Origin of the sequence: Providencia sp. 2.29, from assembly GCF_015832305.1 — a bacterium.
Lineage (GTDB): Bacteria > Pseudomonadota > Gammaproteobacteria > Enterobacterales > Enterobacteriaceae > Providencia > Providencia stuartii.
Genome location: NZ_CP065420.1, coordinates 4,171,728 through 4,185,645 on the forward strand (window position 1 = coordinate 4,171,728; position 13,918 = coordinate 4,185,645).

12 protein-coding genes are annotated in these 13,918 nt (G+C 43.4%); 3 read left to right on the plus strand and 9 right to left on the minus strand.

Annotated elements, in window-relative coordinates:
* Position 1 precedes the first annotated feature (1 nt).
* The 5 genes from I3B46_RS19805 to I3B46_RS19825 form a co-directional block, all read right to left on the minus strand.
* The gene (locus I3B46_RS19805) at positions 2-730 is read right to left on the minus strand and encodes a DUF1190 domain-containing protein (protein WP_004915846.1); all 729 of its coding nucleotides are present in this window, start codon (positions 728-730) and stop codon (positions 2-4) included.
* A gap of 16 nt (positions 731-746) precedes the next feature.
* Positions 747-1,154 carry a DUF350 domain-containing protein gene (locus I3B46_RS19810; protein WP_004915844.1) on the minus strand — a complete coding sequence of 136 codons (408 nt, stop codon included), beginning with the start codon at positions 1,152-1,154 and terminating at the stop codon, positions 747-749.
* Between the two features lie 404 nt (positions 1,155-1,558).
* Positions 1,559-2,716, minus strand: coding sequence for an ABC transporter permease (locus I3B46_RS19815; protein WP_104873176.1), 1,158 nt, complete (start codon positions 2,714-2,716; stop codon positions 1,559-1,561).
* A complete protein-coding gene (locus I3B46_RS19820; RefSeq protein ID WP_004915838.1) occupies positions 2,716-3,861 on the minus strand; it encodes an ABC transporter permease in 1,146 nt (381 codons plus the stop codon). The genes I3B46_RS19815 and I3B46_RS19820 overlap by 1 nt, the downstream gene beginning before the upstream one ends.
* Positions 3,862-3,872: 11 nt before the next feature.
* A complete protein-coding gene (locus I3B46_RS19825) occupies positions 3,873-4,844 on the minus strand; it encodes an HlyD family secretion protein (protein ID WP_004915837.1) in 972 nt (323 codons plus the stop codon).
* Between the two features lie 241 nt (positions 4,845-5,085).
* Between I3B46_RS19825 and I3B46_RS19830 the strand changes: the two genes are divergently transcribed.
* From I3B46_RS19830 to I3B46_RS19840, 3 genes are all read left to right on the plus strand, one after another.
* Positions 5,086-6,771 carry a sensor histidine kinase gene (locus I3B46_RS19830; protein ID WP_163762203.1) on the plus strand — a complete coding sequence of 562 codons (1,686 nt, stop codon included), beginning with the start codon at positions 5,086-5,088 and terminating at the stop codon, positions 6,769-6,771.
* Between the two features lie 15 nt (positions 6,772-6,786).
* Positions 6,787-7,503 carry a two-component system response regulator BtsR gene (gene btsR / locus I3B46_RS19835; protein ID WP_104873175.1) on the plus strand — a complete coding sequence of 239 codons (717 nt, stop codon included), beginning with the start codon at positions 6,787-6,789 and terminating at the stop codon, positions 7,501-7,503.
* Between the two features lie 95 nt (positions 7,504-7,598).
* The gene (locus I3B46_RS19840; protein ID WP_004915826.1) at positions 7,599-7,973 is read left to right on the plus strand and encodes a YjaA family stress response protein; all 375 of its coding nucleotides are present in this window, start codon (positions 7,599-7,601) and stop codon (positions 7,971-7,973) included.
* A gap of 115 nt (positions 7,974-8,088) precedes the next feature.
* Here the strand turns inward: I3B46_RS19840 and I3B46_RS19845 are convergent, their stop codons facing one another.
* The 4 genes from I3B46_RS19845 to rpsO all read right to left on the minus strand — a co-directional run bounded on the left by I3B46_RS19845 (position 8,089) and on the right by rpsO (position 13,796).
* The gene (locus I3B46_RS19845; protein WP_004915822.1) at positions 8,089-9,957 is read right to left on the minus strand and encodes a DEAD/DEAH family ATP-dependent RNA helicase; all 1,869 of its coding nucleotides are present in this window, start codon (positions 9,955-9,957) and stop codon (positions 8,089-8,091) included.
* A gap of 169 nt (positions 9,958-10,126) precedes the next feature.
* The gene (gene nlpI, locus I3B46_RS19850) at positions 10,127-11,044 is read right to left on the minus strand and encodes a lipoprotein NlpI (protein WP_004915819.1); all 918 of its coding nucleotides are present in this window, start codon (positions 11,042-11,044) and stop codon (positions 10,127-10,129) included.
* Positions 11,045-11,122: 78 nt separating this feature from the next.
* A complete protein-coding gene (pnp, locus tag I3B46_RS19855) occupies positions 11,123-13,246 on the minus strand; it encodes a polyribonucleotide nucleotidyltransferase (RefSeq protein WP_014657328.1) in 2,124 nt (707 codons plus the stop codon).
* A 280-nt stretch (positions 13,247-13,526) separates the two neighbouring features.
* A complete protein-coding gene (rpsO, locus tag I3B46_RS19860) occupies positions 13,527-13,796 on the minus strand; it encodes a 30S ribosomal protein S15 (RefSeq protein WP_004915813.1) in 270 nt (89 codons plus the stop codon).
* Positions 13,797-13,918 lie beyond the last annotated feature (122 nt).

Sequence of the window (13,918 nt, forward strand, 5' to 3'; positions counted from 1 at the left end):
ATTAACCACCTCTACTCCCCGATTTATGCCCAAAGCCCCCTCTTGATGTTGTTTTAGTCGAATTATTACTATATTTCGCAGGCTTTAGCCTATTCGAACCATCAGCAACCCATTTATCGGATGAACCTAGCTCATGATAAATATTCGGTTCATTTTTAGCGCGATAAAATGGACGAACTCGTGAAAAATAGTAATGAGAGCCTGAGTAAGAGCTGGTTGTATGACTACTACTTGCTGGCTGCGGAAATTCATTAAGCGCAAAACCAGCCAATTTGGGGCCATAAACATCACGCTGTATGCTATCGCAATATTCTGGCTTTGATTGTAATAAGCATTGCTGATATTCTCTTATATTAAGGGCACGATGAACTAAAACACAGTTATCTTTCCCATAATGATATTCACAATCAACTAATCGATTGTAAATCGCCATGCTTCTATTCAATTCTTGTTGTGCTTCTTCTTGTTTTTGTTTACAAAAAGAGTTGGTATAACCTGCAAGCTCACAATCATTAAGCCCCTTGAAAATCGTTATTTTGGGTGTTGGTGATTCGTCACTGCAACTGCGTAACCCCAAAAAAACGGCTCCTCCCATAATTGCCAACGTAAGTATATTAGCGCCTTTGCGTGGTTCATCTTTTACATCAAGGCCAATACGCTTTAATTCAGGCCCCTCTTGAGCCTTATTATACTTACGCTGTTTTCTTTTGATTTTATTTTTATTTTTCATAGAACATCATTATTCATTAATAGCTCATGCTTACTGCATTCAAAATACCAAATCCAAGTGATGTTCCACCTAAAAAGAGGCCTGCGGATATATTATTTTGCTCTATTTTTTCACTGATTTTTGGCATATAGATTTTTGTTGCGCCAAGAACAAGCAATTGAACTAATAATGCAATAACACCCCATATTATACAGTCAAGAATACTAATAGAATGAGAAATCGCACTCGATAACGGAGTGATATAACCTAGCATCGCACCAATAAATGCAAGGCCAGCGGCGGTATTATTCTGTTTAATTAATACCCATTCATTATGACGCGATATACGTGTATAAATAAAGAGGAATGCAAGTACCATAACAGCACCAATTGCAAAATAACTAATAAAGGAGAGTAGAGCAGAAAGTATAGCTGTAAAATCCATGAAATTATATTTCCGTGAAAAAGGAATAAATGTAGCTTAACCTTTTTCAAAAATAAAGAGATTATAAATAATTCAGTGCATTTTACTTTTATCTAGAGACTATGATCTAATGATTCATTTTTTGCTGAGCATGATAGAGTAGTAGTATCAAATAAGTCGCTTTATTAATAATAGAATAACTGCATGAGGTCTAAACGATTAATTGATGATGACAATCCTGTCACGAATAAACCAATAATGGATTTTTCTTATCTAATGTTAAAAATACTTATATTTAAGTAAGAATACCAAACAGATAAAGATAATAATATTGAGAGCAAAATGATTAGTGGTGTTGCAGCTGGCTACCACCAACTGCAATCGTTTTTTATTTTCTGACAATCAAACACGCCAGAAGAATAATATTAATTATGATGTTGTTTACGCCAACGATGAATAATATGAGAAATCTGACGTAATTCACCATCACGCAACATGCCAATTAAGACACCAATTACGGTATAAATCACACCGAGCACTAACATCATCACAATATCCATCAAGACGCCACTAAAAGGTAGCCCCATTTGATTGATACCCGCCATGGCACTCGTTGCCCATGTTGATGGTAAAGCCGAAGCAATCATTCGTACCCATTCAGGCATGGCTTGTAAGGGCCATATCGTACCGGACATGTAAAAGACAGGTGTTGTAATAAACGCTAATGTCAGATAAATCATCTCGACACTACGCAAACACTCAGTGACCAACTTCCCTAACCCAATTACGGCAAGCAAGAAGGGAAAAGTGAGCATCCACAATTGATACAATGGCGCCTCTTGACGATAGCCTAAGATCCACGGCCATAATGCAAAAAAGACGGTCGATAAAAATAGCCAGATCGGGATCAAGGCCGATAGCGCCCCCAAATACACCGCTAATGGTGGTTTACCTTTCGGTGTACCGCGGATAGCAATACTCACGCGAACACAAGCAATCAGCAAGGAGTGTTGTAACAACATCACTAACAACCCAGGAAACACAATCGCGGCAAAGCTTACACCCGGGTTATATAACGGCTCTGTTAAACTACGTATTGGCGTAATAATGACGTTCGCTTGCTCTTGACTAAATCCTGAGTTGATGAGTAATTGGGTGTTATAGCTATTTAATAACGTTTGATACGCACTCATTAGCTCTTGCTGGATCTGACCACTTGCTAAACGGTTTGTCGCATCACCATAAACGGGGATAGTGATATTTTTCCCATTTAGCAGGAATTTTTCAAAGTCTATCGGGATAATAATAATGGCAAAAAGCTGCCGATTAATCATATCCTTACGAGCTTGTTCCAAATTGTCATAGCTGTGTAATTTAACTTTAGGCGCCGCATCCAAATCGCGGATAAGTGCCCGACTTGCCACACTATGATCCTGATCGATGACTGCAACAGGCAGATCCCACAAGACGGGTTTCGCATACACCAAACTCATCACACACAGTGAAACGATCAATAATAACCACATTGGCTTATCTAACATGCCAATCAGCACCTTACGGAAAGTCGCAAAATACATTTGCATTACAGCTCCCCTCCTTGTGCCGCAATACGTTTCGGCAAGCGCTTACGGATCAAAAATGCCGTCACTATTGGATAAATCAGCAAAAATAGACACACTTCCACAATACGTTTAAATGAGATCTCACGTAGGAAAATATCAAACATCGCATTGAGTGTATGAGTTAATGGCTCGATATTGGAAATAATCTGCGCAGGTAAAATCATGGATAATTCCGGTACAGCCATACCGGAGAAAGCGAGTGCAATACTCACTAGCATCCCTATCAAGCTGTAAGCCATAATCGCACTTGAAGTAAAGCTAAATAGCAGTAGCCCAATACTTTGCGCCGCTATTACATAGAAAAAGCCCACCATTATCATATAGAGGGGATTCCCCACAACCTTAGCATCAAAAATACTGACCAAAGCCGCAAGTTCAACCACTAACAGTGTCGTAAAAAATAGCGTATAAGGAGCCATTTTCCCTAAGACCGCCATACCGAAAGGCTTCACGCTTTGTAAGATAGAACTACGTGATAATGTGTAAATCGTACAGGTCACCACAAACAGTTGTAGCATATGAATGGTAGCCGCAAATTGCTGATAATAAATATAACTACCACTAGGGTTAAATAAACTGTCATAAGAGAGGGTCACTTGAGCGAGCGGTGGTAATGCTTTCCCCATCGAACCTGCCAACTGCGTTCGATATTTGGCATTTAGCTCAGCCACCAGCCCACTAAAGTCTTGGATTGCATAGCTCCCTGACGCATAAAACAGCGCGTTATAGTACATGCGTAGCTCAGGTTGACGCCCCCGTAATGCATCGGCCTCAAAATTAGTCGGCACGTACAGCAGCGCATAATCCTGTGCACTGGCTAATCGTTTTAACGATGTATTAAGATTATTATCAATCGCTTTAACGTCAGCATGGGGTCCAGCATTGAGATCCCGGATAATTTGTCGGGAAACGGGGCTTCTGTCATTATCCACCACCGAAACAGGCAAATCCATCAACGTTCCTTCTGAGAAGTTAGCACTAACTAACGTGAATAACATTAATGGAAACAACCAGCTTAACCAGTGAAAAACCGGACTACGAATAGCGGCTTGTGTTTCTCGACTGAATGCATGCTCAAAACCATGCCAAGCGAATTTTAATCTCATACTCGCGCCTTTTATTTATCCCAGCGCCATAGCACGCTCATTCCAGGCCTTAAGCCGTCAACAGGCTCTACTGGATACAAACGAACCTCAAAGGTTTTCAAGTCAAAATCCCCTGTTGCACGTGTTGCCCTTTTTGTTGCGTAATCCCCTTTTGGCGCAATATAACGCACCTCAGCTTCGATTTTTTTATCGCCTAATGCAGGCACATCAAGCTGAACTCTATCGCCTTTTTTCACATCGACAAGAATGTCTTCACGTAAGTTATAGATAAAGTAAGACTGCGGTATACGCACCATGGTCAAAAGCGGGCTGCCCGCATTGAAAATTTCCCCTACTTCTGCGGGAATAGGACCGATTTCCCCATCCACTGGCGCTTTCACTTGTAAATCATCTAATTGGACTTGAAGCTCCGCGAGTTTTTGTTCAGCTTCATTCAGCGCCGCCTCATATTTTTGACGCAGTTCAATGCGATCACCATTCTTAGCTTCTTCAAGCTGCGCTTTTGCCCCTTGAACTTGCTGAAAAGCAACTTCTTTCGCTTTACGCGCATTATCAAGCTCATTGGCTGAAACATAGCCTTTAGCCGATAAATTACTTAAGCGTTGGTATTCACGAGACGCATTTTGGTATTGTGAATTGGCTTGTGCCAATGAGGCTTGCAGGTGACGGATCGTCTCTTCGCGAGTGCCATGGAGCGATTGTGCTAACTGTGCCTTTGCTTGATCTCTTGCGGCTTTCAAGGCAGCGTATTGCGCTGTTAGCTCAGGGCTTTCTAAGGTCAATAATAACTGCCCCTTTTTAACATCATCCCCACGCTCAACATGACGCTCAATAACACGACCTTTAGCCTTAGATGTAACCATGACTTCGGGTGCATCAACTTCACCTTGTAATAGCAAAAATTGATTGTGAGAATGGAAAAGTGCCGCCGCCGCTATCAAAATCAGCATCAACAAAATCAGTGCTATTGTTCTTTTTTTCATTATTAGTAAAACCCTAAATAATCACGGAGGAAACTATGGCTATAAAATTATCGCAGCAATTGCCGATACAGCGTTAATAAATTTGTGCGCAAGGTCACAAATAGAAGGGGGATATATAATATTGAAGTGACTTGCCCCTTATGTCAAATAAAGAAAAGTTAACTTTGACCAAATCGCTATTATCAAATCAGCCGCTTACGTTACAATTGCCCTGTTAAGACGCCACCAACTGGAAACCTTTATGTACGAGTTTGATCTCATTCTGCTACTACTACAGCAGATGTGCGTTTATTTGGTCATTGCATGGGCGCTCAGTAAAACCCCCCTTGTTATTCCATTATTAAAAGTGACCATTCGCTTACCCCATAAAGTGATGTGCTATCTCATTTTCTCGGTTTTCTGCATCATGGGAACCTATTTTGGGTTACACATTAACGACTCAATAGCAAATACACGCGCCATTGGCTCTGTCCTTGGTGGATTACTTGGTGGCCCCGCGGTTGGGTTTGCTGTTGGCTTCACGGGAGGATTGCACCGTTACTCACTCGGCGGCATGACCGCCTTCAGTTGTATGGTCTCCACCATCGTGGAAGGGCTAATTGGTGGCTTAGTCCACCGCTACTATATGAAACGCGGTCAGATCAATAAAATATTTAATCCTCTCACCGCCAGTTGCGTTACCTTTGTGACCGAAATTATTCAGATGCTGATCATCCTATTACTTGCCCGCCCTTTCGGCGAAGCACTGGAACTGGTCAAAAGTATTGCCGCCCCGATGGTCATTGCCAACACGATTGGTGCCGCGATGTTTATTCGGATTTTACTCGATCGCCGCGCTATCGTAGAAAAATACACAACCGCATTCTCCGCACAGGCCCTAAAAATAGCCCTCTGCACAGATGGTATTTTACGTAAAGGTTTCAATACCGATAACAGTATGAAAGTGGCTAAAATTATCTATCAAGAGCTAGAAATTGGTGCGGTCGCCATCACCGATAGAGAAAAAATATTAGCTTTTATTGGGATAGGAGCCGATCACCATTGCCCCGGAACCCCCATAGCTTCAGAACAATCGCGCCGAGCAATTGATAATAACGAGGTGGTGTATGCCGATGGTAATGAAACCCCCTATAAATGTTCGTTAAGCCCAACATGTAAGCTCGGCTCTGCACTGGTGATCCCACTTAGGGGAGAGAACGAACGCGTTATTGGTACAATTAAACTGTATGAGGCCAAAAACCGTTTATTTAGCTCTATCAACCGTACATTGGGTGAAGGCATTGCGAGTCTATTTTCGGCACAAATCCTTGCTGGGCAATATGAACGCAATAAACAATCATTACTACAATCCGAAGTGAAGCTACTTCACGCGCAAGTAAACCCTCACTTCTTATTTAATGTCCTCAATACGCTACAAGCCGTTATTCGCAGAGACAGCCAACAAGCGGGTCAGCTAGTGCAATATATTTCCACCTTCTTTCGTAATAACCTTAAGCGTCCGGAACAAAATGCAACGCTTGGCGAAGAGTTAGAGCATGTAAATGCTTACTTACAAATTGAGAAAGCACGCTTTTGTGAGAAATTGCAAATAGAGCTGGATATCCCTGAAGCATTAAGACAAGTAGAGTTACCTGCCTTTTCCCTACAACCGATCGTTGAAAATGCAATTAAACACGGCACCTCACAGTTATTAGACACTGGATATATTACAATTAGAAGTTATATACGCTGTGAACAGGTTTATATCGAGATAGAAGATAATGCAGGTCTTTATCAACCCACAGCTCAGAACGATGGATTAGGCATGAGCCTAGTTGATAAGCGTCTACGCCTAAAATATGGCGAACAATATGGCGTTAGCGTGGAATATGAACCTGAACAGTTTACGCGAGTGCAATTACGTCTGCCTTATAGGCTAACAGAATAAAATGATTAAATTTCTATGAATGTATTGATTGTTGATGATGAACCACTTGCGCGGGAAAATGTACGCTGTTTGTTGGAAGAGCATGATGATATTGAAATTATGGATGAGTGTGCCAATGCCATTGAGGCGATCAGTGTTATCCATAAAAAGAAGCCCGATGTCGTGTTTCTTGATATTCAGATGCCACGTATTACGGGCCTTGAAATGGTACGCATGCTCGACCCTGAAGATAGGCCTTATATTGTCTTTCTAACTGCATTTAATGAATTTGCCATACAAGCCTTTGAAGAACATGCTTTTGATTACTTATTAAAACCATTAGAGAGTGAAAGGCTAAATAAAACACTAACCCGTCTACGCCAAGGCAAGCAAAAACAAGATCTCGAGATCCTAAGTGACCATGAACCACTCAAATTTATTCCTTGTACTGGTCACAGTCGTATTTGGCTGATGAAGTTGGAGGAAGTGCAGTATGTGACCTCGCGGATGAGTGGTGTTTATGTGATGAGCACGCAAGGTCAAGAGGGCTTCACCGAACTGACACTGAGAACGCTAGAGTTACGCACACCTTTGGTCCGTTGCCATCGCCAGTATTTGGTGAACATGACAGAATTAAGTGAGATTTTGTTTGGTGACAATGGGCAAGCAGAGCTCGTTTTAAGGTCGGGCGAACATATTCCTGTCAGCCGTCGTTACTTAAAACCACTAAAAGAAGCGCTGGGGATCATTTAATGTGCCATACTGACTCTAAATAATTTGCGTTGTCGCTAGGCGACAAGTCAACATACTGCAACTTGGCGGATAACGAGTTTATAAGGAGATCACACATGGCGGACTTCTATTTACAACTTCGCACTAACTCAATGACTTTAAAAAACCTAAAGACCCATGAGGAGTACACCGCCGAAGGGGAGTTCTCATCTTCTCGGTTAATTGTCGGAGATTTCTACGTCGCCCAAAGCCTCCTAATACAGCTTATTGATGCAATGAAACTCAGTATTCGCCTTCCTTTAACCCCTCATCACCGCATTGTTATACAAGCCTTAGAAAAAAATGAAGGTGGACTAAGCCCCGTTGAAGTCAGGTTATTAGAAGAAATTACCGTTACGGCGTTTAATCATAAACTGAAAAAAGTGATTGTCAGCCATGACGAATTACCCATGCCACAAAGGCAAGCGGAAGAATTATTAGATAATAAATAGTGTTATTACCTGTCGTGTTAGAACAACATAAAAAAACCGCTCCATTAATTTGAAGCGGTTTTTTCACAATTTAAGTCGTGCTTCCTAAATAGAAACACTCGGTAAATGTATGTAATTAAGCATTATGGCTGGTGCTACGGCGGCGCGGAGCTGCCGAGTTGTGATCTTCATTACGACCACGTCCGTTACCACGATGGCCACCACGACGATTGCCACCCTCACGGTCGTTGCGACGCTCACCATTAAAGCCACCGTCACGGCGTGAACCACCACGACGCTCACGACGTTCAAACGGCTGTGCATCACCAATTAATTGCATTTGCATTGGTTTATTCAAAATGCGTGCACGGCTTAAGTGAGTTAACACTTCGGTTGGCATGCCTTTTGGTAGCTCAATCGTTGAGTGAGAGCCAAACAGCTTGATATTACCAATATAACGGCTGCTAATATCCGCTTCATTGGCAATCGCCCCTACAATGTGACGCACTTCTACGCCATCATCACGGCCGACTTCGATGCGATACATTTCCATATCGCCAACATCACGGCGCTCACGACGACCACTACGATCACCACGCTCTGCACGGTCAAAGCCATTGCCATTACGATCACGACGGCGATCATCACGGTCATTGAATTCACGACGTGGGCGACGCGGTGCATCTGGTGGCAGAATAAGTGCACGCTCACCTTGAGCCATTTTTAGCAACGCGGCGGCCAATGTTTCCATATCAACATCTTCTGACGGTGACAGTTTCTTTAACAGCGCGCGGTATTGGTCTAAGTCACTGCTTTCAAATTGCTGTTGGATTTTTTCAGCAAATTTCGCCTGACGACGTTCACTTAGCAATTGTGAATCTGGCAGTTCAACTTCAGGGATCGTTAGCTTCATGGTGCGTTCAACGTTACGCAGCAAACGACGCTCACGGTTCTCTACGAACAAGAGTGCACGGCCAGCACGCCCTGCACGGCCAGTACGACCGATACGGTGAACATAAGACTCTGCATCCATTGGGATGTCATAGTTAACGACTAAGCTAATACGGTCAACATCAAGACCACGAGCAGCAACGTCAGTGGCGATCAAAATATCCAAACGACCGTCTTTTAAACGTTCTAGCGTTTGTTCACGTAACGCTTGGTTCATATCACCGTTCAATGCAGCGCTGTTATAACCGTTGCGCTCAAGCGCTTCTGCCACTTCCAGCGTTGCATTCTTTGTACGAACAAAAATAATTGCTGCGTCAAAATCTTCGGCTTCTAAGAAACGAACCAGAGCCTCATTTTTGCGCATGCCGTAAACAGTCCAATAGCTTTGAGCAATATCTGGACGTGTTGTAATGCTAGCCTGAATACGAATTTCTTTAGGCTCTTTCATGAAACGGCGTGTTATACGACGAATTGGTTCTGGCATCGTCGCTGAAAACAGCGCTGTTTGATGCTCTGCTGGGATTTGGCTCATGATGTTTTCAACATCTTCAATAAAGCCCATACGCAGCATTTCATCAGCTTCATCCAGTACTAAGCCTTTCAATTTAGACAGGTCTAATGTACCGCGTTTCAGATGATCAAGCAGACGCCCAGGCGTTCCTACAACAACTTGTGGCCCTTGGCGCAAAGCACGCAATTGCACGTCGTAACGCTGGCCACCATATAGGGCTACCACGTTAACACGGCTCATGTGTTTAGAAAAATCGCCCATCGCTTCAGCAACCTGAACCGCCAACTCACGTGTTGGGGCTAGGACTAGAATTTGCGGAGCTTTTAAATCTGGATCAATGTTGTGCAGTAGCGGCAAACTAAAGGCTGCGGTTTTACCGCTCCCCGTCTGTGCCATACCCAACACATCATTACCGTCCATTAACAATGGAATACATTGTTTTTGGATCGGAGAAGGTTTTTCATATCCCAGGTCGTTTAGTGCAGTCAAAATAGACGCTGATAAACCTAAATCAGCGAAAGAGATATCAGTCTCGGTGGTCATGTAAAGGTGCCTCATACTTAATGGCGGCCAGTTTACATAACCGTGCGAAAATCATTTCGGTCATTTTCATTTAAAATGTGAACTGGCTCAAATTGTGTTATTAAACGAACAAATAGGCCGTCACCCCGAAGGATGATGACTCAAAAAATAGTGATGAAATGTTCGTCAGCTATTGCTGGCCCGATTCTAAAAGGTCGTCTTGTTCTTGGCCTAACAGCGCCAATTCCAACAATGCATAGCGGTGTTCAACAAAGCTATGAGCGTTGTTAGCCACCGTCAGTTTGAATAACGCAGTTGCGCTATCCTTATCCCCCAGACTTAGGTAATGCTTACCTAAATAGAAGTTAGTTTCACTGAGATGCTCAGCGAGCGAAGTGTTATCCGTAGAAGTTTCTTTCAAGCGCTCCATCAATGTGTTTTCACTGATTTTGCCAAGGTAAAACTCTACGATATTCCAGCCCCATAGCCCTTTCTCCGCACGGTCATAACGAGCTGCAAGATTATCTTGCGCCACTCGCGGGTCTATGTCTTTCTCAACGAGATAAAGCCATAGCGTGCGAAAAGGATCATTTGGATCTATCTGATAATACGCCAGCAGATCATCTTGCGCTAGTTTGTACCGACCACCGTAATATAATGCGATGCCGCGGTTCATACGCGCGAAAGTGTAAGTTGGATCAAGCTCTAATACAGAATCAAACGCTTCATAGGCGGCATCATAGTTGCCAGCCTGCGTAAAATATATTCCTAAAAAGTTAAAAATTTCAGGAATATCAGGGCGAATCGCTAACGCCGTTGAAAAATCATTGCGCGCTAACGCCCTCAAACCGAGACTATCATACAACACTCCGCGCTCATATAAAAGCTGAGCGTATTCGTCATCGGTTAAAGATCGGCTCGCAAGGATTTGTTCCATACGAGCCAATATTACTTCTTGTTGTAATGAAGGTTGCAGAGGAACAGCAAATACCTCGTTTTTACGCCAATCTTTACTGCTGCATCCAATGAGCACAAAAAAGATAAGCGCAGAGACCACACGAGTAAACGTGCTTAAGCCCCTAAACCGAAGACAGATACTATTCAGCATACTCCGCCCTTACATTACCACTATTTCAGCAAATTACGGCTATGCGCCCTAACTTATAGGGCGCTGCTTAGATTCAGCCTATTCTGCTGAGTCCTGCTGCTGTGCTGGAGTTTCTTCAGTCGCAACAGCTTCTTTCATGCTCAGGCGGATACGGCCTTGACGGTCGATTTCCAACACCTTAACAGGAACTTCTTGACCCATTTGCAGATAGTCAGTCACTTTCTCAACACGCTTATCGGCGATTTGAGAAATATGCACTAAGCCTTCTTTACCACCACCGATAGCAACGAACGCACCAAAGTCAACGATACGAGTAACTTTACCTTGGTAAACACGGCCGACTTCGACTTCAGCAGTAATTTCTTCGATACGACGGATAGCTTCTTTTGCTTTCAAGCCATCAGTTGCAGCAATTTTCACTGTACCATCATCTTCAATTTCGATTGTAGTGCCAGTTTCTTCTGTCAGCGCACGGATAACCGAACCACCTTTACCGATAACATCTTTAATCTTATCTGGATTAATGCGGATAGTGTGAATACGTGGTGCAAATTCAGAAATATCATCACGAGGGCTGTTAATCGCTTGTTCCATTGTACCTAGGATGTGCAGACGAGCACCTTTTGCTTGGTTCAATGCAACTTGCATGATTTCGCGAGTAATACCTTCGATTTTAATATCCATTTGCAGTGCGCTGATACCATCACGGCTACCTGCGACTTTAAAGTCCATATCGCCTAAATGGTCTTCATCACCAAGGATGTCAGAAAGTACGACGAAATCATCGCCTTCTTTAACCAGACCCATAGCAATACCAGCAACCGCTGCTTTAATTGGCACACCTGCATCCATCAGTGCTAAAGAAGCACCACAAACCGACGCCATTGATGATGAACCGTTTGATTCAGTGATTTCAGATACAACACGAACAGTGTATGGGAAATCAGCATGATCAGGCATGACCGCCATCACACCGCGTTTCGCTAAACGACCATGACCAATTTCACGACGCTTAGGCGAACCAACCATACCTGTTTCACCAACAGAGTATGGAGGGAAGTTATAGTGGAACAAGAAGCGATCAGTATATTCGCCCATTAACTGGTCAATAACCTGTGCATCACGTTCAGTACCCAGTGTTGCAGTGACTAATGCCTGAGTTTCACCACGGGTAAATAGCGCAGAACCGTGAGTACGTGGCAGAACGCTAGTGCGTACATCCAGCGCACGAACCATGTCTTTTTCACGACCATCAATACGTGGCTCACCACGAATGACACGGCTACGAACAACTTGTTTTTCTAGGTTCGCTAGAATGTCAGCAACTTCAGCTACGTCGACATTTTCATCTTCAGCCACGATTGCTGCTGTGACTTCTTCTTTGATCAGGTCAACTTGCTCATAACGCTCTTGTTTTTCAGTGATACGATAAGCATCACCCATACGGCTTTCAGCCAGCGCTGCAACTTTATCACGTAAAGCTTGGTTAACTGGCTCTGGTTGCCAATCCCATTTTTCTTTACCTGCTTCTTTAACTAGCTCATTGATTTCTTGAATCACGATTTGTTGTTGATCATGACCAAAAACAACGGCACCCAGCATTTGCTCTTCGCTTAACAGATCCGCTTCTGACTCAACCATCAGAACTGCGCTTTCTGTTCCTGCTACCACTAAATCAAGGCGGCTTAATTTTAGCTCATCTGCTGTTGGGTTCAGAACATATTGGTCATTGATAAAACCAACACGTGCCGCACCAATTGGGCCATTAAAAGGAACACCAGACAACGCCAATGCAGCCGATGCACCGATCATAGCAACAATATCCGGGTTAACTTGTGGGTTAACAGAAACAACGGTTGCGATGATTTGGATTTCGTTCAGGAAACCTTCTGGGAACAGAGGGCGTAATGGGCGGTCAATAAGACGCGCGATCAGCGTTTCACCTTCACCAGGGCGGCCTTCACGACGGAAGAAACTGCCTGGAATACGACCAGCAGCATAAGAGCGCTCTTGGTAGTTAACGGTCAGAGGGAAGAAGTCTTGGCCTTCTTTAACTTTTTTCTGAGCAACCGCGGTCACGAAAACGGCTGTATCATCCATGTTTACCATAACAGCGGCAGTCGCTTGACGCGCTATCATGCCGGTTTCAATGGATACGGTATGTTGACCGTATTGAAATTTGCGTACGATAGGATTTAACAAAATAGTACCCTTTATTTTAGGCCACTCGACTCTCTCTCGTGGCATTGGCTTTCTCTTCCTAACTACAGCCTCGCGACTAATGAGAAGACAGATATTCAAATGATCAATTTTCTCATTAGCCGCGCGAATCGGTGTAGCTGAAGAGGCGTTAATAAAACAATTAATTACGAATCATAGCTTAGCATTTAAGTTAAGTATAATTCGAGTCTTACTTCAACTTTAAATATAACTTTTAGAAGAAAAGGGGCCATTAGGCCCCTTTCCACTGAAACTGACTCGATTAACGACGCAGACCCAGACGCTCGATAAGAGCGGTGTAACGCGCGATATCTTTGCTTTTCAGATAAGCTTGCAATCTACGACGCTGAGCAACCATACGCAGCAGACCACGACGGCTGTGGTGATCTTTTTTGTGCTCTGCAAAGTGGCTTTGCAGATGGTTGATTTGAGCGGTCAACAAAGCGATTTGCACTTCGCTTGAACCAGTGTCGTTAGCATCGCGGCCGAATTCAGCAACGATTTTTGCTTTAGCTTCAGTACTTAGAGACATATTAAACTCCAAATGTATAAATGTATGTAATGAGAGCCAATCTCTAATTTAGCATCTCACAGATTAAGCGCCGCTATTCTACGCTGCTTATAGTCGCAAAGCAATAAGTGCCGCCATGCGGA

Bases quoted from the DNA above. Each gene is read 5' to 3' on its own strand.
- I3B46_RS19805 (WP_004915846.1), bottom strand. From the start codon at position 730: ATGAAAAATAAAAATAAAATCAAAAGAAAACAGCGTAAGTATAATAAG.
- I3B46_RS19810 (WP_004915844.1), bottom strand. From the start codon at position 1,154: ATGGATTTTACAGCTATACTTTCTGCTCTACTCTCCTTTATTAGTTAT.
- I3B46_RS19815 (WP_104873176.1), bottom strand. From the start codon at position 2,716: ATGCAAATGTATTTTGCGACTTTCCGTAAGGTGCTGATTGGCATGTTA.
- I3B46_RS19820 (WP_004915838.1), bottom strand. From the start codon at position 3,861: ATGAGATTAAAATTCGCTTGGCATGGTTTTGAGCATGCATTCAGTCGA.
- I3B46_RS19825 (WP_004915837.1), bottom strand. From the start codon at position 4,844: ATGAAAAAAAGAACAATAGCACTGATTTTGTTGATGCTGATTTTGATA.
- I3B46_RS19830 (WP_163762203.1), top strand. From the start codon at position 5,086: ATGTACGAGTTTGATCTCATTCTGCTACTACTACAGCAGATGTGCGTT.
- btsR (WP_104873175.1), top strand. From the start codon at position 6,787: ATGAATGTATTGATTGTTGATGATGAACCACTTGCGCGGGAAAATGTA.
- I3B46_RS19840 (WP_004915826.1), top strand. From the start codon at position 7,599: ATGGCGGACTTCTATTTACAACTTCGCACTAACTCAATGACTTTAAAA.
- I3B46_RS19845 (WP_004915822.1), bottom strand. From the start codon at position 9,957: ATGACCACCGAGACTGATATCTCTTTCGCTGATTTAGGTTTATCAGCG.
- nlpI (WP_004915819.1), bottom strand. From the start codon at position 11,044: ATGCTGAATAGTATCTGTCTTCGGTTTAGGGGCTTAAGCACGTTTACT.
- rpsO (WP_004915813.1), bottom strand. From the start codon at position 13,796: ATGTCTCTAAGTACTGAAGCTAAAGCAAAAATCGTTGCTGAATTCGGC.